Source organism: Actinoplanes sp. KI2 (assembly GCF_025630775.1).
Classification (GTDB): Bacteria; Actinomycetota; Actinomycetes; order Mycobacteriales; family Micromonosporaceae; genus Actinoplanes.
In genome coordinates this window covers 50,235-67,199 of the sequence record NZ_JAOSZE010000008.1, presented here as the reverse complement: position 1 = coordinate 67,199, position 16,965 = coordinate 50,235, and the positions used below count along the sequence as shown (strand labels likewise).

Sequence of the window (16,965 nt, the reverse complement as noted above, 5' to 3'; positions counted from 1 at the left end):
CCTTATCCTCTCTCGCCCGACCGGGTCAGTGCGAGAGAGGACTTTGTACATCCCCCACCCGACAGGAGAGGATGCTTGCGTGTCGGCTTCGGATATCCCGGCGGACGGGCTCGTCCGGCGGGTCCGGCTGCCCAACGATCGGCGTACGCCGGCGGCGGCGCGGGCGCTCGTTCGCTCGGTGCTCGAGGAGGCCGGGCTCGACGCACTGCTCAACGAGGCGCTGCTGCTGACCACCGAGCTGTCCACGAACGCGGTGGTGCACGCCAACACCGAGCTGGACATCGAGGTCAGCGCCGACCAGGCCGGGCTGACCGTGACGGTCACCGACTTCGCGCCCGGCCCGGTCGAGCAGCTCGCGGTCGGCCCCCGCAACGAGAGCGTGGACATCGGCGAGGTCGCCGAGCGCGGCCGCGGCCTGCTGCTGGTCGACCACTTCGCGAGCCGCTGGGGCACGGTGCACGAGGGCACCGGCAAGGGCGTGTGGTTCCGCCTGGAACGCGCACTGGTGGCTGATTCCACCGGCGGGCTGGTGCCGGCGGCGAACGTGCTGGAGGCGGGCACCCCGAGCGTCGGCGCCCTGACCGCGCTGCTGCAGATCAACCCGGAGCGGCAGACCGACGAGGCGCTCGCCGATTTCGCCGCCGACCTGCTGTCCCGGCTGTCCCGGCTGACCGGCGCGGCCGGCGGGGTGGTGCGGCTCGACCGCGGCGACGGCACCGGGCGGCAGCTGCTGGCCCGGCACGGCCGGCAACCGCGCGACGACGCCGACACCATCCGGGTGCCGCTGTCCGTGCACCGGCCGTACTCCGGCGAGCTGGAGCTGGACGCCGCGCCCACCGGGTACGCCCAGCCGCTGGCCACGATCGTCGCCGAGCGATTCTCGCTGCACCTGGAGAACGACCGTCTCCGCCGCGCCGACCTGCGCCGGCAGACCTGGCTGACGTTCCTGGCCGAGGCCAGCGAGCTGCTCGCCCAGTCGCTCGACGTGAACCTCACCATGGCCCTGATCCCGCAGCTGGTGGTGCCCCGGCTCGGCCAGTGGTGCGCGGTGCACACCACCGACGCGTGGGGCCGGTTGCAGCTCGCCGCGGCCACGCACGCCGACGAGGTCGCCGTGGCCGACCTGCACGAGGCGCTCGCCGAGACCGGCCCCGACTCGATCCTCGCCCGGCTCGAGGAGGCGTCCCGGCTGGGCACCCAGGTCATGTTCGGCACCCCGAACGAGGGTTTCGCCGTCCCGCTGGTGGCCCGCGGCGCCCGGCTCGGGACGCTCGCGGTCGGCAAGCACGCCAAGCATCGGCACGACGCCGACGAGGTGGCGGTGCTCGAGGACGTGGCGCGCCGGGCGGCGCTGGCCATCGACAACGCCCGCATCCACGACGAGCGCCGCAAGGTGGCCCGCACCCTGCAGGAGTCGCTGCTCCCGCCGGCCCTGCCGCACGTGGAAGGGGTGGGCTTCGCCGCCGAGTACGTGCCGACCGGCTCCGAGGTGGGCGGCGACTTCTACGACGTGGTGCCGTCCGGCGACGACCGGTGGCTGGTCGTGGTCGGCGACGTCTCCGGCAAGGGCGTCCAGGCGGCCACGGTGACCGGCCTGGTCCGCGACGTGATCCGGATCCTGGTCGACGAGGGCAAGCCGATGACCGAGATCCTCTGCCGGGTGAACCGGACGCTGGTGCAGCGCGGCGGCGGCCGGTACTGCACGCTGGCGATGGCGTCGGTGCACCGCGAGCGGGACGGGACCCTGGCGGTCTGCCTGCACCTGGCCGGGCACGACCGGGCCGTGCTGGTCCGCGGTGACGGCAAGACCTCGTTCGTCGGCGAGGGCGGCACGGCGCTCGGTTTGCTGGAGACGATCTCCTCTCCGGACGCCGAGGTGCGGCTTACCCCCGGCGACTCGCTGATCTTCTACACGGACGGGGTCACCGAGCGGCGCCGCGGCCGGGAGTTGTTCGGCACCGGGCGCCTGCGTGAGGCGGCCGCTCCGCTCGCCGGCTACCCGGCCGACGTGATGGCCGCCCGGCTGCGCTCGATCACGATCAACTTCTCGGTCGAGGAGCCCCGCGACGACATCGCGATCCTCGTCCTCCGAAATGACGCATAAGGGCGCTTTCCGGCCCGGGAACCGGTGCTCCTCAGAGCCCATCCGTTTCGCCCATTTCGCCTGCTTGGTCGTGGCATGGTGGGTCTCATGGCGAAAACCCAGTACTACACGGCGACGAGCATCGACGGCTACATCGCCGACGAGAACAACTCGCTCGACTGGCTGTTCGACGTCGACGGCGGGGCCGACAACCCGTTCGGCGGCTTCTTCGCCGGGATCGGCGCCTTCGCCATGGGCGCCAACACGTACGAGTGGGTGCTCGCCAACGACAACATGCTGGACCAGCCGCAGAACTGGCACGACATGTACGGCGACGCGCCCTGCTGGGTCTTCGCGAACCGCGAGCTGCCGCTGGTGCCCGACGCCAACATCCTGATGGTCAGCGGCGACGTGCAGCGCGTGCACGAGGCCATGCTGGTGGCGGCGAAGGACCGCAACGTCTGGCTGGTGGGCGGCGGCGACCTGGTCGGCCAGTTCGTCGACCGCGGCCTGCTCGACGAGATCATCCTGGGCATCGCGCCGGTCGTGCTCGGCCAGGGCGCGCCGCTGCTCCCGCGGCATCTGAGCGCCCGCGAGCTGATCCTGACCGGCGCCGCCCAGGTGGGCCGGTTCGCCTACCTGACGTACGCCGTGGGCACCACCCCACTCCCCGAGCGCCACCCGGCCGCCACCATCCGCCGCCACGAGCCCGCCCGCCGCTGACCGCCGCCACGAGCCGCCAACAGCCGCCCCGCCGCTGACCGCGGCCGCGCGCCCCTGCCCGCCGCACGCATGCACTCGTGCCCTCACGCCCATCGCTGCTCAGCGGCCGGCCCGCTACTCGTACTGCCTCGGCCGAGGTGCTCGATAGGCTCGGCTCCAGCGGCGCCCTGGTCCGGACCGAGCGCGAGCAACTCGCGGGGCTCCAGTACGCAATCCGCATCGCCGACCGGTAGAGGGGATCGACCGTGCCAGAGGACGCAGAGGGGCTCGCCGGGTTCGGATACGAACTGGGGTTGTTGAAGCGCGTCCGGCGCTCCGGCTGGTGGCACGCGGGTGTGCAGAACCCGGAGTCGGTCGCCGAGCACACGATGCGCGCGGCGCAGCTAGCCGCGCTTATCGCGGCCGAAGAAGGGGCTGATCCGGCCCGAGCCGCCTTCCTTGCGCTGTGGCACGACAGCCAGGAGACGCGCACCGGCGACCTCCCGCACACCGCCACCGCCTACCTGACCAAGCCCGATCCACGCCAGATCACTGCCGACCAGACGAAGAAGCTTCCCGAACGATCGCGAGAGCTGATCCGCGAGGCCGTGGACGAATACGAGACGCGCGAGACCCTCGAAGCTCGATGCGCCAAGGACGCGGACAAGCTGGACATGCTCCTCCAAGCCGTCGAGTACCGCGATGCCGGCGTCACGCGTACCGGCGGCTGGATCGACTCGGCACGCAAGGACCTGTACCTCGAAACAAGCCGCCGGATCGCCGAAGCGGCCATCACGCTCTCACCGCTGTCATGGCGTGATCGTTGAAACATTTCCAACTTGATGATGTAGGTCACCGGCACGTGGAAGGCCGGTAGCCGCAGCGCACGCATCCAGCGTCCGGGCAGACGACCGAGCATCGCGGCGGGCGCGACGCCGTCTACCGCCGCGCGCCGCCAGGAGTCAGCTGCCGTCACCGCTCACCGGCAGGAGCCGCCCTCGACCGCCGTCAGAACAGCTCGTGCGGCGGGGCCATCTCGATCCGGGTGGCCAGCGCGATCGGGGCCGCGATCACGGCGACCCGGCCGCGGCGAGCCAGCAGGACGTGCCGGGTGGATTCGACGATGCGCTCCACCCTGTCCGGCGCGAGCGTGCCGGGCAGCACCGCGTGCACCACGCCCAGGCCGGCCGAGCCGCGCACCGGCACCGCGCCGCCGGCCGCGTCGGCCACCGCGTAGACCGTGGCGGCCAGGTCGGCGGGAGCGACGGAGAGATGCAGCGCCACGTCGTCGCGGCCGAACGGATACACCCCCCACCACGGCGGCGCGGTCGGCGAGACCGTCGCCTTCCATGCGGTGGCCAGCGGATAGGGATCCGAGTCTTCGAAGAGCGCCGCCACCTCGCCCGCGGCGGCGCCGGGCAGGTCGGTCTCGATCGCGCTGACCTCGTGCTCGGCGGCCTCGGCGGCGAGCCGGGCGGCCTTGAGCGGGGTCGGGGCGGGCGCCACCACCCAGCGCCGCGACCGGGGCAGCGGCTCCAGGCGGACGACCGCCGAGGTGATCACGCCGGAGATCTCGGCGAGCCCGGGGTTGTCACCCTCGCCGTCGGAGTCGGCCGCGACGCCGGCGAGATCTACGTACTGCACTCGGTCGACGTGCTCGGCGGGGGTGCGGAAGCCATAGCGCAGCGGGCCGGACTCGTTGACCACGAGCATGCCGCCGACCGTGGCCGTGCGGGACGGCGGGTCGACCGGCAGGCGCTGGCCGCGCAGGGCCAGGGCGGCCTGCACCGAGCGCACGGGTGTGCCGGCGGCGACCTCGACCGTCGCGGCTTTCACGTCGTGGTCCCAGAGGCCGTTCAGCCGTCCGGTGTCGAGGATCAGGTCGGCGCCGGACGACGGCGTACCCCAATCGATTTTGCTGCCGGAGCCGCGCGGCACCACGCTGAGCCCCTCGTCGGCCGCGAGTCGCAGCACGCCGGAGACCGCCGGGGTGGTCGAGGGAACCGCGACGAACTCGGCACGGCGGCCACCCACGACATCCACCGAGCGACCGACCCGCGCGTAGTCGGGCCCGCAGATGTCCACAAGCGCATCGAGAAGTCGTGACATGTCCCTGCCCGTGCTCGTTACAAGATCGTCATCAAGATCGACCGTCCACTCTGGCATATAGTACAGGTGTTCGAACGCGCGCGGTCAATGGAAGCCGAAAAAGCGTCGGGAGCACCCGGTAACGTGGCTCCCGTGACAGCCGATACGCCCGCGACGCCGCCCACCGCCCGCCCGGTCCCGACCGAGCGCACCTTCCACGGCGACACCGTGACGGATGAGTTCTCCTGGCTCGCCGACAAGGAGCTTCCGGAGACCGTCGCCTATCTGACGGCCGAAAATTCGTGGACAGACGCGGCGACGGCGCACCTGGCCGGCTTGCGCGGCACCATCTTCCAGGAGATCAAGGACCGCACCCAGGAGACCGATCTCTCGGTGCCCAGCCGCAAGGGCAAGTACTGGTACTACACGCGGACAGTCGAGGGCAAGCAGTACGGCATCCACTGCCGGGTCGCGGTCGGGCCGGGCGAGGTCGACCCGCCGATGTCCGACGACCGGCCCGGCGAGGAGGTGCTGCTCGACGGCAACGCGCTGGCCGAGGGCAAGGAGTTCTTCGCCCTGGGCACGTTCGACACCAGCCCCGACGGCAACTGGCTGGCCTACTCCACCGACTTCGACGGCGACGAGCGCTTCACGCTGCGGGTGAAAGACCTGCGCACCGGCGAGGTGCTGGCCGACGAGGTGCCCGACACGTCGTACGGGACGGCCTGGTCGGCCGACGGCAGCGCGCTGTTCTACATCACGGTCGACGAGGCCTGGCGGCCGTTCCGGGTCTGGCGGCACACCGTCGGCCGGCCGGCGAGCGACGACGTGGTGGTCTTCGAGGAGCCGGACGAGCGCTTCTGGGTCAGCGTCGAGCTGACCCGGAGTGAGAAATTCGTGGTCATCGACACGCAGAGCAAGCTCACCTCGGAGATCCGGGTCATCCCGGCCGAGACGCCGACGGCCGAGCCGTTCGTGATCGCGCCGCGTGAGCAGGGCGTGGAGTACTCGATCGCGCACCACGGCCACCGCTTCCTGATCCTGCACAACAAGAACGCGGAAGACTTCGCGCTGGCGTATACGTCGGCAGACAACCCCGGCGACTGGGTGGAGCTGATCCCGCACGAGCCGGGCACCCGGCTGGAGTCGGTCGACGCGTTCGCCCGGCACATCGTGATCTCGCAGCGCCGGGACGGCCTGACCGGCCTGCGGGTGATGGGCGACGGCAGCACCGACTCGTACGACATGCCGTTCCCCGAGCCGCTCTACCACGTGGGCCTGACCGGAAACCCGGAGTACGACACCGCCGTGGTCCGGATCAGCTACACCTCGATGGTCACCCCCGAGTCGATCTACGACGTCGACCTGGTGACCCGGCAGATGGTGCTGCGCAAGCGGAAGCCGGTGCTCGGCGGCTACGACCCGGACGACTACGAGCAGTACCGGGAGTGGGCCCTGGCCGGCGACGGCACCCGGGTGCCGATCTCGATCGTGGCCCGTAAGGACGTCGCACGGGACGGCTCGGCCCCGGCGCTGCTCTACGGCTACGGCTCGTACGAGGTCAGCATCGACCCGTACTTCTCGATCGCCCGCCTGTCGCTGCTCGACCGCGGCGTCGTCTTCGCCATCGCGCACGTGCGCGGCGGCGGCGAGATGGGCCGCCGGTGGTACGAGGACGGCAAGATGCTGACCAAGAGGAACACCTTCACCGACTTCGTGGCCTGCGCCCGGGCGCTGGTCAGCCAGCGCTGGACGTCGGCGGCCCGGCTGGTGGCCCGGGGCGGCTCGGCCGGCGGCCTGCTGATGGGCGCGATCGCCAACCTCGCCCCGGAGGACTTCGCCGGCATCGTGGCGCAGGTGCCCTTCGTCGACCCGCTGACCTCGATCCTCGACCCGTCACTGCCACTCACCGTGACCGAGTGGGAGGAGTGGGGCAACCCGATCGAGTCGGCCGACGTGTACGCCTACATGAAGGCGTACAGCCCCTACGAGAACGTCACGAAGCTGAGCTACCCCAAGATCCTCGCGGTGACCAGCTTCAACGACACCCGCGTGCTCTACCACGAGCCGGCCAAGTGGATCGCCCGGCTGCGGGCCACCGCGCCGGAGGGCACATACCTGCTGAAGACCGAGATGGAGGCCGGCCACAGCGGCCCGAGCGGCCGGTACGACGCCTGGAAGGAAGAGGCCTTCGTCCTTGCCTGGGCCTTGGACGTGATGGGCGCCGCCTAGCGCGTCCGCCGCCCAAGACCCGGGCGTTCCCCTTCCGCCGCCTTTACCGTACGAGCGTTGGCTGAGTCCCCGGCGTGCCAGGGCCGCTAGCTGCAACAACAGCTCCGCGTCCGGCCGCCGGGTGGGCCCGGCCCGCAAGGATCAGCCGGCCCGCAGCTCGTCGAGGTCGGTGCTGGAGCGCAACACCAGCAACCCGGCGCCGACCGCGACCAGCACCGCCAGCAGCGTGCTGCCGCCGAGCCATCCCAGGTCACCCCACGGAATCGGCACCGTGAGGACCGCCGGCGCGTGCACCGCGGCGAGCGTCGTGCAATGCGCCTCCGGGTTGTGGTCGGCGAGACACTCCTGGTACGCGTTGCCGAGGTCGAAGTTCGTGGGAAACAGCCGGACCAGCGCGTCGCCCACCGCCAGCGCCAGCAGCAGGGCGGGGATCAGCGGCGTCACCGTCTGCCAGAGGATCGCCGCGGAGAGGGTACGCCGAGGCACGCCCGTGGCCGTCAGCGACGCGTACGCCCGCCGCCGCGCCACGATGCTCTCGACCAGCGCGATCAGCAGCCCGGCCGCCGCGACCGCCGCGCTCAGCCCGACCGCCACCATGACCAGCCGGATGGCGTTGAAGTAGAAGCTCGGCTCGGCCCCGGCCCCGATCCCTTCGCCGTTCGTGAAGCCTTGGACCTGGTTGGAAAGGTCGTAGAAGCGGAAGGTCGTGGCCAGCAGCGCCTTGTACCCGAGCGCCACCGACCCGGCGATCACGGCCGCGAGCAGGGCGGCCATCGTGCGGCTGCCGTTCCACGGGTCGGTGATCAGTCGCTGGCCGGCGAGCAGGGTGGCCGGCCTCGGCCGTACCGGCGCAGCAGCCGCCCGGCGGTGTAGGAGATCCACCCCACGCCGAGCACCACGCCCGCCATGGTCAGCACCACCCCGCCGCCGAGGCAGACGTAGGCCGCGTACTTCGAGGCCGGCATGACGAGCGTGTGCTTGCCGAGGTGCAACCGCAGGTCGTCCTGCAACGGAATCGCGAAGAGCACCAGCCCCGCCGCGATGAGCAGGCCCGGCCACGGCCGCGGCCCGCGCTCACGAACCCGCCGCACCACCCCGAGCGGGGTGACGATGACCCGGCGCATCAGCAGCGCGCCGATCGCCGCCGCCAGCACCGGCACCAGCAGCACCAGCACGCCGATGACCGGCGCCGGCGGCAGGACGTCGGTGGGCAGGGTGCGCTGGTCGCCGATCGCGGCCCGGGCGACGAGGTACGCCACCAGCCCGGTGAGCGAGCCGAGCAGGCTGGCCACGGCCGTCTCCGCGGTGGCGATCAGCACCGCCTCCCCCGGTGTCGCGCCGGCCAGCCGGATCGCGGCCAGCCGCCGGTCGCGAGCCGGCGCGCCGAGCCGGATGCACTGCCCGGCCAGCGCCAGCACCGGCAGCGAGACCAGGATCAGCGTCGCCGCCACACCGGGCCGCAGGCCGGGCTCGACCAGCAGCTCGGCGGAGTACCGGTCGGCCCAGCCGTCGATGGACAGGACGGTCGCCGCGCAGAGCATCGCGATCGTGGCGAGCAGGGCGCTCACCGCGGTCAGCGCGGTCCGCAGCACGTCGGTACGGTTGCCGGCCACCGCGAGGCGAGCCAGCGTGGAGGCGGTCACCGGCCCACACCCAGGCCCAGCCCCGTCGGGTCGACGGCGCCGTCGCGCAGGGCGACCTCGCGGTCCGCGTACGCCGCGACGCTCGCCTCGTGGGTGACCAGCACGACCGCCGTGCCCTGCTCGCGCGCCACCCGGACGATCTGGCCGAGCACCTGCTCGCCGGTGAGCACGTCGAGCGCGCCGGTCGGCTCGTCGGCGAACAGCACCCGCGGCTCGGTGATCAGCGCCCGGGCGGTGGCACAGCGCTGTTGCTGGCCGCCGGACATCGTGCCGGGCCGCTGCTCGGCGAACTCGGCCACGCCGAGCCGCTCGAGCCAGTCGAGCGCCGTCTGCCGCGCCTCCCGCCGCCCCGTGCCGGCGAGAAGCAGCGGCAGCGCGACGTTCTCCACCGCGGTGAGCTCGGGGACCAGCTGCCCGAACTGGAACAGCACCCCGTACTCGGTGCGGCGCAGCCTCGACCGGGCCGCCTCGGACCACAGCCCGATGTCCTGCTCGCGGTAGCTGACGGTGCCCGCGTCCACCCGGATGATGCCGGCCAGGCAGTGCAGCAGCGTGGACTTCCCGCAGCCGCTCGGGCCGGTGACCGCGACGATCTCGCCTTCGCCGACCTGGAGGTCGATCCCGCGCAGCGCCGGGGTGGCGCCGTAGTTGCGGACCAGGCCGGTGCCGCTCAGCAGTGCGCTCAACTGGTCACTTCCTTCTGCAGGTCGGCCACCCGCGCCAGCGTGGTCTGCAGCCAGCGCAGGTCGGCCTCGAGGTGCCCGAGGGCGTAGTCGGCGGCGATCACGTCGCCCACGCTCGCCCCGGGCTCGGACTTCTCGGTGGTGAGCTCGCGCATGCGGCTCATGTGGGCGGCGCGCTGGGCGACCAGGTAGTCGCGGGCCCGCCCGGCGTCGGCCGCGAGCAGCGCGACCACCACCTTGCTGAACAGTTCGCTGGCGACGTACGGCGCCGGCGCCTCGACCGCGGCGAGCCAGGTGTCGAGGTGCTGCCGACCCTCGTCGGTGATCTCGTACGACGTGCGGTCGGGGCCGCCCTCGCGATCCTGGCCGGCCTCGGTGACCAGGCCATCCCGCTCGAGCCGGCCGAGGGTCGAGTAGACCTGGCCGTACGCGAGCGGCTTGGCCCGGGGCAGCCGATCGTCGTGGGCCCGCTTGAGGTCGTAGCCGTGCCGCGGACCACCGGCGAGCAGACCGAGCAGAACATGGGCCGTGGACATGGCGGCTACTATTCAACGAGTGAATAGCTGCCGTCAAGGGGTCAGCCGCGGCGGAGAGCGACCACCGCCACGTCGTCGTCGGCCTGCCCGGCGGCGCCCAACCGCAGCAGGAGGCGATCGCAAAAGTCCTCGAGGTCCGGGTCGACCTCGGCGGCCACCCGGCGCAGCGCGGCCAGCCCCACGTCGATGTCCTCGTCCCGGCGCTCGACCAGACCGTCGGTGTAGAGCACCAGCGTGCCGCCGCGGGGCAGCACGAACTCCAGATCGTCCGGGCGCGGCGCGTTGATGCCGAGCAGCGCGCCGCCCGGCTGCAGGAAGGTGACCCCGTCGGCGGTGTGCAGCAGCGGCGGCAGGTGACCGGCGCCGGCCATCCGGACCCGGCCCGTCACCGGGTCGAGGACGAGCAGGCAGACGGTCGCCGAATCGGCCGGCAGCACCCGCCGCATGAAGCGGTTGACCAGGGCGAGCACCGTCCCCGGCGGATGGCCCTCGACGGCGTACGCGCGGACCGCGTGCCGCACCTCGGCCATCACCGTGGCCGCGTGCAGCGAGTGGCCGGCCACGTCGCCGATCGCCACCAGCAGCTGGCCGTCGAGCATGGTGACCTCGTAGAAGTCGCCGCCCACCTCGGTCTGCGAGCCGGCCGGCATGTAGCGCACCGCGGTCTGGACGCCGGGCAGGCTCGGCAGGCTCGACTGCAGCAGGCTGCGCTGCAGGGTGATGGCGATGCGGTGCTCCTCGTCGTACGAGCGCTGCGCCTCGACGGCGGCCGCCACGGCCTGGGAGAGCTGGCGCAGCACCGGGAAGCCGGGGGTCTGCGAGCTGGACCGTACCGCCACGTAGACCGACGGGCGGTCGATCCGCAGCCGGGTCGCGGCCACCGCCACCTCGTCGCCCTCGGGCCAGTCGGCGACGTCCCAGTCGGCCGGCTGGTCGGTGCGAACCAGCGAGCCGATCGCCGCGTTGCGCTCGGACAGCGACCACGGGCGGATCACCGGCGGCGAGCCGACCGCGGCGAGGCTGTCGCCGTCGGCGGTCTCGGCGAGCACGACGACCGGGCCACCGAAGATGTCGTACGCGCCGGCGGCCGCCGCCTCGAGCAGGGCGGGGAGGGTGGAGGCCAGGTTGATCGCGAGGGTGGCCTCGGCCAGCCGAACCAGGCGGGCGGCCAGGAACTCGGCCCGGCGGCGCGCCGAGTAGTACCGCAGCACGGCCTGGCAGGTGGCGATCAGCTCGTCCGGCTCGATCGGCTCGACCAGGTACGCATCCGCACCCCGGTTCAGCCCCTGGGTCCGATCGTTGACGTCGACGGCATGCGCGGACACGTGCACGACGGGCAGCGCGGCGTACGCGGGATCGGTCTTGATCCTCTCGCAGACGTCGAAGCCGCTCATGTCCGGAAGCTTGACGTCCAGCACCACGAGGTCGATCCCGGAGCCCGGCAGCACCCGCAACGCCTCGCCGCCGGTCTCCGCCTCGCGGACCGTGAAGCCGGCCCGGGTCAGCCAGTTGACCAGCAGATACCGCTTGGGGGCGCTGTCGTCGACGACTAGGACGGTCGCCGCGTTCATGACTTCGGCAGCCGTACGGTAAAGGTGCTGCCCTCGCCCGGCACCGAGTCGACGCGCAGGCCCCCGCCGAGAATCCCGACCAGCCGCCGGGCGTACGGCAGGCCCAGGCCGGTGCCCTTGCCGGTGATCGCCCGGCTGCCCGGCACCTGGTAGAACTCCTCGAAGATCCGTTCGTGCAGCTCGGGCGGGATGCCGGTGCCGGTGTCGGCCACGGTGAACTCGACGTCGTCGCCCACCGCCCGGACCGCCAGCGTCACCGACCCCTCGGCGGTGAACTTGATCGCGTTGGTCAGGAGGTTGCGCAGCACCCGGGCGAGCAGCACCTCGTCGCTGCGCAGGCCCGGCACCGCCGGCTCCTCGACCACGAAGTCGACCTCGGGCCGGGTGGCCAGCGGACGCAGCGTGCCACGCAACTGGCCGAAGACGACTCGCAGATCCACCTCGGACCATTGCGGCTCGATCCGGCCGGCCTCCGCCTTGGCCAGGTCCAGCAGGTCGTTGACCAGGGTCAGCAGGTCACCGGCCGAGCCGCCGATCAGGTCGACCTGGCGGCGCTGCTCGGCGGTGAGCGGGTCGGAGGCCGGGTCGAGCAGCAGCCGGGTCAGCCCGATCACCGCGGTCACCGGGGCGCGCAGCTCGTGGCTCACGTTCGCCAGGAACCGGCTTTTCGCCTCGCTCGCCGCCCGCAGCTGCACCGACCGCTCGTCCAGCTCGGCGTAGAGCGCGACCACGCCGCGGTTGGTCTCCTCCAGCTCGTCGGAGAGCTGGTGGTAGAGCGCCATCACGCCACGGTTGGTCTCCTCCAGCTCGGCGTTCAGCCGGGCCAGGTCGTCGCGCTGCGCGCGCACCTCGTCAAGCGCGGCGATGAGCTGCTGATTTTGCACGCTCAGCTCGTCCAGGGGGGTGCCCGGCACATGCTGGGCCAGCCCGGCACGAATCTCGTCCATGCGATCCGGGGTCAGCCTCGGCGCGCTCGCCGGCAACCGTCGAGCCATCCGGACCACCGTACCGGTCTCGCCATCGCTGACCTCCATCGTGTCGACCAGGCGGCCGACCTGTACGAGCTGCGCGCCGATCTCGGCGGCGCCGCCGGGCTGCGGGTTGCCCACCGCCACCCGCAACGTGGGTACCCCATTCGGCTCCGCGGTGAACTCCACCTCGGTGTCCGGTCCGGCGGCCAGCATCACCCGGCCCACCTCGCTCAGCGCGGTGGCCAGCCGGGTCTGGTCCTGCTGCTCGAGGCCGACCGCACGGGCCACCTCGCGGCCGAGCTGGCGCACCACGAACACGTCCTGCTCGGCCCGCAGGCGTATGCGCATCAGCGACTGGGCGCCGGACGCGGTCATGGCCGTGCCTCCGCGGCGCGGAAGTGCCGCTCGGCGCGGGCGGTCATGGCAGCCGGGCCACGAGCACGCCGGCGTCGTCGCGGCGTATCCCCGCGTCGCGCAGCACGGTCGCCGCGATCAGGGCGGGCGAGTGGGACAACACGCCCGGGTAGTCGGCCTGGTTCCAGCGGTCGACCACGCCGTCGCTGTGCATGAGGACGATCGCGTCCGGCGTGATCGGGTAGTCGTACTGCCGGATCTGACGGCGCTGGTGACCGGCGATCCCGGGTAGCGAGATCATCCCGCGACGGCCGGCCGGGCCGATCACCGTGCCGGAGATGTTGCCGAGCCCCGCGTACCGCACCAGGCCCGCGTCCGGGTCGAGCTCGGCCACGGCCAGCGCGGCGCCGCGGGTGTGGCTGAGCCGGCGGTGCAGCGTCTCGACCACGGCGGCCGGCGGCTGCGCCGGGGACTCGGCGAACGCTCGTACCGCCTCCTGCGAGGCAGCGGCGGCGAGACCGCCGTGCCCCAGCCCATCGCACATCAGCACCTGGCGCCGGCCGTCCGCGTCGCGAACGGCGAACGCGTCGCCGCTCACCGGCTCGCCGGTGAGCGGACGGGTCAACCCGGCCGCCCAGGCGGGTTCCGGGGGGTCGGCCGACCAGACCTGGGCGACCAGCACGGTTCCCTTGCCGGGTACGGAGTGCAGGTCGGACCAGGAGGACTGGCGCGCGATGGCGCCCAGCCCGATGCCGAGCGTGCCCGCCGTGGAATGTCCGTCACCCGCCGACCGCACCAGGTCGGCCATTCCCGGCCCGTGGTCGATCGCGATGATCTCGACCCCGGCCTGCTGCTCGGTGCGCACCGCGCGGACCAGCAGCGTGCCCTGGTCGGCGTGTTTCACCAGGTTGCCGGCCGTCTCGGCGGTCACGATCGACAGGTCGGCGGTGCGTCGCTCGGAGAGCCCGAGCTGGGTGGCGAGCCGCTCGGCGGCGCGGCGGGCGGCGGAGGCGGTCGCGGCCGCCTCCACCCGGAACCAGGCGCCCCCGTCCAGGAGCTGCTCGGGCAGCGACGCCACGGTGCCTCCGATCATCGGCACCACTTGGTGACCGTAATGGTCGTTCCCCGTCCGACCGCGGTGTCGATGTCGAACTCGTCGACCAGCCGCCGGGCGCCGCTTAACCCTAGCCCCAGGCCGCCGCCGGTGGTGTAGCCGTCGGTCAACGCCAGGTCGAGGTCGGCGATGCCGGGGCCCTGGTCGCTGAAGACGATCCGGATGCCCTGCCGGCGGCCGTTGTCCACCCGGCTCACCTCGACCGCGCCGCCACCGCCGTAGACCAGCGTGTTGCGGGCCAGCTCGCTCGCTGCGGTGACCAGCTTGGTCTGGTCGACCAGGGAGAGCTTGACCGACACCGCGACGGTACGCACGAGCTGGCGCACCCGGACGACGTCCTGGTCGGTACCGACCTCGATCCGCTCGCCGCCGTCGCTCACGGCTGGTCAACCGCCGGGGACGCGTGGTCCTCGTCGGGCTCACCGGGCACCTCGGGCTCCTCCTCGTCCCGGTCGCGGGCCAGCAACGCCATGCCGAGCTCGACGTTGAGGGCGGTGCGGATCCCGGGCAGCGACAGGCCCAGCTCGACCAGGGTGATCGCCACGGCCGGGCGCATGCCCACCACCACCGTCTCGGCGTCCAGCACCCGGGAGATCGAGGCGATGGTCGCGAGCGTACGGCCGACGAACGAGTCGACGATGTCCAGCGCGCTGATGTCGATGATCACGCCGTGGCAGCCGGTCGCCACGATCCGATCGGCGAGGTCCTCCTGCAGTTGCAGGGCTACCTGATCCTCCATGTCGATCTGGATGGAGACCAGCAGGATGTCCCCGATCTTGAGGATCGGCACCCGGTCCACGTCAGCGCCCGGTCTTTCGGAGGACGAACCGGAGGGCGTCGGCGAGCGAGGCCTTGGTGGCGATGTCACCGAACTCGATGCCGAGCGCCACGATCGTCTGGGCGATCTGCGGCCGGATGCCGGAGATGATGCAGTCCGCACCCATCAGCCGGGCGGCCACCACGGTCTTGAGGATGTGCTGCGCCACCTGGGTGTCGACGGCCGGCACGCCGGTGATGTCGATGATCGCGTACGGCGAGCCGGTGTCCACCAGCGTCTGCAGCAGCCGCTCCATCACGACCTGGGCGCGCGCCGAGTCGAGCGTGCCGACCAGCGGGACGGCCACCACGCCCTCCCACAGCTTCACCACCGGGGTGGACAGCTCGAGCAGCTGCTCGGCCTGGTCGGCGATCAGCCCCTCGCGTACCTGCACGTAGTTGTCGAAGGTGAACAGCGCGGCGTTGTCGACGAAGGCGGAGAAGGCGACGTAGTCGCGCAGGTTGGCGGCGTCGCCACCGTCCAGGACGCCGAGCACCGCCTCCTTGAGGGCGAAGACGCTGACCGCGGTCTCGGTCGCGCTGAAGCCCTGCCGCGCCCGGCTGGTGGACAGCTCGGCCAGCTGGGCGCGCAGCTCGGCGGCCGGCTCCTGGCCCACGTCACCGGCCCCGCCGGCGAGCGCGGCGTGGAAGCCCTTGCGCAGCTCGGTGGTCTGCCGCTCCAGCTCGGTGCGGCTCAACCGGCCGCGCAGGCTCTGCGCCACCCGGTCGGTCCAGGCAGCGACCAGCGCATCCTGGTTTTCCTCCAGCACGGCGGCGAAGCGACTCGCCTCTTCCGCTCCCAACGCCACCGCTGCCTCCCCATTCCGATACTCGCGACGCGCGGACTGTATCACCGGGGAGGTCTAATAATTGCCGTAAGCCAACTAAGGCGGCAAGGTCACGAACTGGACGCCCCCGTCCTGCCGATCAGACCGGGTCTGGAGTACCGTTCTGCTCATACCTGGAGGTCCTGAATGTCCCTGACGGTACAAACGGAACAGCGCGGCGACATGGTCGTCGTGTCGGTGGCGGGCGAGCTCGACATGGCCACCGCGCCCCAGCTGCAGGACCAGATCAGCGACCTGCTCGAAAAGGGGCGCACCCGGCTGGTCTTCGACCTGGCCGAGGTCTCGTTCTGCGACTCCACCGGGCTCTCGGTCTTTGTGCGGGCCAAAAACAGCACCGACGACGCCGGCGGCACTGTCCGGCTCGCCGCCCCGCAGCGCGGGGTGCTGCGCATCCTCGAGGTGAGCGGCCTGGTCGAGGTGCTGCGCACCTATCCCACGGTCGACGAGGCGGTCACCGCTCAGGAACCGGCACTCGACTGATAACCCGATCGGCGTAGTTTGTCGCCGACCGGTCGCGGGCATGTGCTGCCGGACCGACCGAATCCCCCTCGGCGTGCTGGAGTGTGCTCGTGAACAAGATCTTCCAAGGCTTCAAAGACTTCATCATGCGCGGCAACGTGGTCGATCTCGCGGTCGGCATCGTGATCGGTGCCGCCTTCACCACGGTCGTCACCGCCTTCACCAACGGCTTCATCAAGCCCCTGATCCAGCTGATGGGCGGCGGCGGAATCAAGGGCGGCACCTGGGTGGTCCGCCGCGTCGTCTTCGACTACGCCACCTTCATCAACGCGGTCATCACCTTCCTGATCACCGCGGCCGTGCTGTACTTCCTGGTCGTCATGCCGCTCAACGTCCTCGCCGAGCGGCGCCGCCGCGGCGAGGAGCCGCCGCCGAAGACGCCGAGCGAGGACATCCTGCTGCTCACCCAGATCCGCGACCTGCTGGCGCAGGACGCCACGGCCTCGGGCGCCCGCGGCAGCGCCGTGCAGGACATCCTCAACCGTCGCGATGAGCCACCGCGCTGACACGCTGCGAAAAAGATCAACCAGACCGGGTACGATTCGAACAGATGTTCTATACAGTAGCCGGATGGAGCAGCGTAAACACTGGTGGAACGGCAAGTGGGGCCGCATCGCCCGCAGGGATGTCTTCCTGCGGGTGAGCGGCGACCAGTGGTATGTCGAGTCGCGTAACGGGGGTGCGGACGGCGTATCGCACTTCTTCGAGTACGGCAGCGAGGACGCCGCCCTCGACGCCGTGCGTGTGCTGCTCGCCGGTCCGGACGAGTGGCGCGAGCTCTCCGTCCGCCCCCCGCTGGGCTGAG

18 protein-coding genes are annotated in these 16,965 nt (G+C 71.9%); 7 read left to right on the top strand and 11 right to left on the bottom strand.

The window, feature by feature from the left end; translation table 11 throughout:
• The first annotated feature begins 79 nt into the window (after positions 1-79).
• The 3 genes from ODJ79_RS10090 to ODJ79_RS10080 all read left to right on the top strand — a co-directional run bounded on the left by ODJ79_RS10090 (position 80) and on the right by ODJ79_RS10080 (position 3,612).
• Positions 80-2,104, top strand: a complete 2,025-nt coding sequence (locus ODJ79_RS10090) for a SpoIIE family protein phosphatase (protein ID WP_263023087.1) — start codon at positions 80-82, stop codon at positions 2,102-2,104.
• An 87-nt stretch (positions 2,105-2,191) separates the two neighbouring features.
• Positions 2,192-2,806 carry a dihydrofolate reductase family protein gene (locus tag ODJ79_RS10085; RefSeq protein ID WP_263023086.1) on the top strand — a complete coding sequence of 205 codons (615 nt, stop codon included), beginning with the start codon at positions 2,192-2,194 and terminating at the stop codon, positions 2,804-2,806.
• A 245-nt stretch (positions 2,807-3,051) separates the two neighbouring features.
• A complete protein-coding gene (locus tag ODJ79_RS10080; RefSeq protein ID WP_263023085.1) occupies positions 3,052-3,612 on the top strand; it encodes an HD domain-containing protein in 561 nt (186 codons plus the stop codon).
• Between the two features lie 181 nt (positions 3,613-3,793).
• On the opposite strand, the gene ODJ79_RS10075 is transcribed toward ODJ79_RS10080, so the two are convergent.
• On the bottom strand, positions 3,794-4,894 hold the full coding sequence (locus ODJ79_RS10075; protein ID WP_263023084.1) for an FAD-binding oxidoreductase: 1,101 nt from the start codon (positions 4,892-4,894) through the stop codon (positions 3,794-3,796).
• Positions 4,895-5,026: 132 nt separating this feature from the next.
• Here ODJ79_RS10075 and ODJ79_RS10070 point away from each other — a divergent pair, with 132 nt between their 5' ends.
• On the top strand, positions 5,027-7,105 hold the full coding sequence (locus tag ODJ79_RS10070; protein WP_263023083.1) for a S9 family peptidase: 2,079 nt from the start codon (positions 5,027-5,029) through the stop codon (positions 7,103-7,105).
• A 141-nt stretch (positions 7,106-7,246) separates the two neighbouring features.
• Here the strand turns inward: ODJ79_RS10070 and ODJ79_RS46990 are convergent, their stop codons facing one another.
• Genes ODJ79_RS46990 through ODJ79_RS10025 form a run of 10 tightly spaced genes read right to left on the bottom strand, consistent with a single transcriptional unit; the run spans position 7,247 to position 15,602 of the window.
• Positions 7,247-7,987, bottom strand: coding sequence for an FtsX-like permease family protein (locus ODJ79_RS46990; protein ID WP_317620649.1), 741 nt, complete (start codon positions 7,985-7,987; stop codon positions 7,247-7,249).
• Positions 7,909-8,748, bottom strand: coding sequence for a hypothetical protein (locus tag ODJ79_RS46985; protein WP_317620648.1), 840 nt, complete (start codon positions 8,746-8,748; stop codon positions 7,909-7,911). The genes ODJ79_RS46990 and ODJ79_RS46985 overlap by 79 nt, the downstream gene beginning before the upstream one ends.
• Complete coding sequence (locus ODJ79_RS10060) at positions 8,745-9,434, bottom strand: ABC transporter ATP-binding protein (RefSeq protein ID WP_263023082.1); 690 nt, start codon at positions 9,432-9,434, stop codon at positions 8,745-8,747. The genes ODJ79_RS46985 and ODJ79_RS10060 overlap by 4 nt, the downstream gene beginning before the upstream one ends.
• Positions 9,431-9,967, bottom strand: coding sequence for a PadR family transcriptional regulator (locus ODJ79_RS10055; RefSeq protein WP_263023081.1), 537 nt, complete (start codon positions 9,965-9,967; stop codon positions 9,431-9,433). The genes ODJ79_RS10060 and ODJ79_RS10055 overlap by 4 nt, the downstream gene beginning before the upstream one ends.
• A 41-nt stretch (positions 9,968-10,008) precedes the next feature.
• Positions 10,009-11,538, bottom strand: coding sequence for a fused response regulator/phosphatase (locus ODJ79_RS10050; protein WP_263023080.1), 1,530 nt, complete (start codon positions 11,536-11,538; stop codon positions 10,009-10,011).
• Entirely contained in the window at positions 11,535-12,884 is a 1,350-nt protein-coding gene (locus ODJ79_RS10045) for a sensor histidine kinase (RefSeq protein ID WP_263023079.1), read from the bottom strand. The genes ODJ79_RS10050 and ODJ79_RS10045 overlap by 4 nt, the downstream gene beginning before the upstream one ends.
• 43 nt (positions 12,885-12,927) lie before the next feature.
• Positions 12,928-13,956 (bottom strand): SpoIIE family protein phosphatase, encoded by a 1,029-nt coding sequence (locus ODJ79_RS10040; RefSeq protein WP_263023078.1) that lies wholly within the window; start codon positions 13,954-13,956, stop codon positions 12,928-12,930.
• The gene (locus tag ODJ79_RS10035) at positions 13,953-14,357 is read right to left on the bottom strand and encodes an ATP-binding protein (RefSeq protein ID WP_263023077.1); all 405 of its coding nucleotides are present in this window, start codon (positions 14,355-14,357) and stop codon (positions 13,953-13,955) included. The genes ODJ79_RS10040 and ODJ79_RS10035 overlap by 4 nt, the downstream gene beginning before the upstream one ends.
• Positions 14,354-14,776, bottom strand: coding sequence for an STAS domain-containing protein (locus ODJ79_RS10030; RefSeq protein WP_263023076.1), 423 nt, complete (start codon positions 14,774-14,776; stop codon positions 14,354-14,356). Before ODJ79_RS10030 ends, ODJ79_RS10035 begins: the two co-directional genes overlap by 4 nt.
• A gap of 1 nt (position 14,777) precedes the next feature.
• On the bottom strand, positions 14,778-15,602 hold the full coding sequence (locus ODJ79_RS10025) for an STAS domain-containing protein (protein WP_263023075.1): 825 nt from the start codon (positions 15,600-15,602) through the stop codon (positions 14,778-14,780).
• Between the two features lie 165 nt (positions 15,603-15,767).
• On the opposite strand from ODJ79_RS10025, the gene ODJ79_RS10020 reads away from it, so the two are divergent.
• The 3 genes from ODJ79_RS10020 to ODJ79_RS10010 all read left to right on the top strand — a co-directional run bounded on the left by ODJ79_RS10020 (position 15,768) and on the right by ODJ79_RS10010 (position 16,964).
• Positions 15,768-16,121, top strand: coding sequence for an STAS domain-containing protein (locus ODJ79_RS10020; protein WP_263023074.1), 354 nt, complete (start codon positions 15,768-15,770; stop codon positions 16,119-16,121).
• Positions 16,122-16,219: 98 nt separating this feature from the next.
• A complete protein-coding gene (mscL, locus tag ODJ79_RS10015) occupies positions 16,220-16,666 on the top strand; it encodes a large conductance mechanosensitive channel protein MscL (RefSeq protein ID WP_263023244.1) in 447 nt (148 codons plus the stop codon).
• 64 nt (positions 16,667-16,730) lie between these two features.
• Positions 16,731-16,964: a hypothetical protein gene (locus ODJ79_RS10010; RefSeq protein WP_263023073.1), complete on the top strand. Its 234-nt coding sequence runs from the start codon at positions 16,731-16,733 to the stop codon at positions 16,962-16,964.
• The last annotated feature ends 1 nt before the right edge of the window (position 16,965 follow it).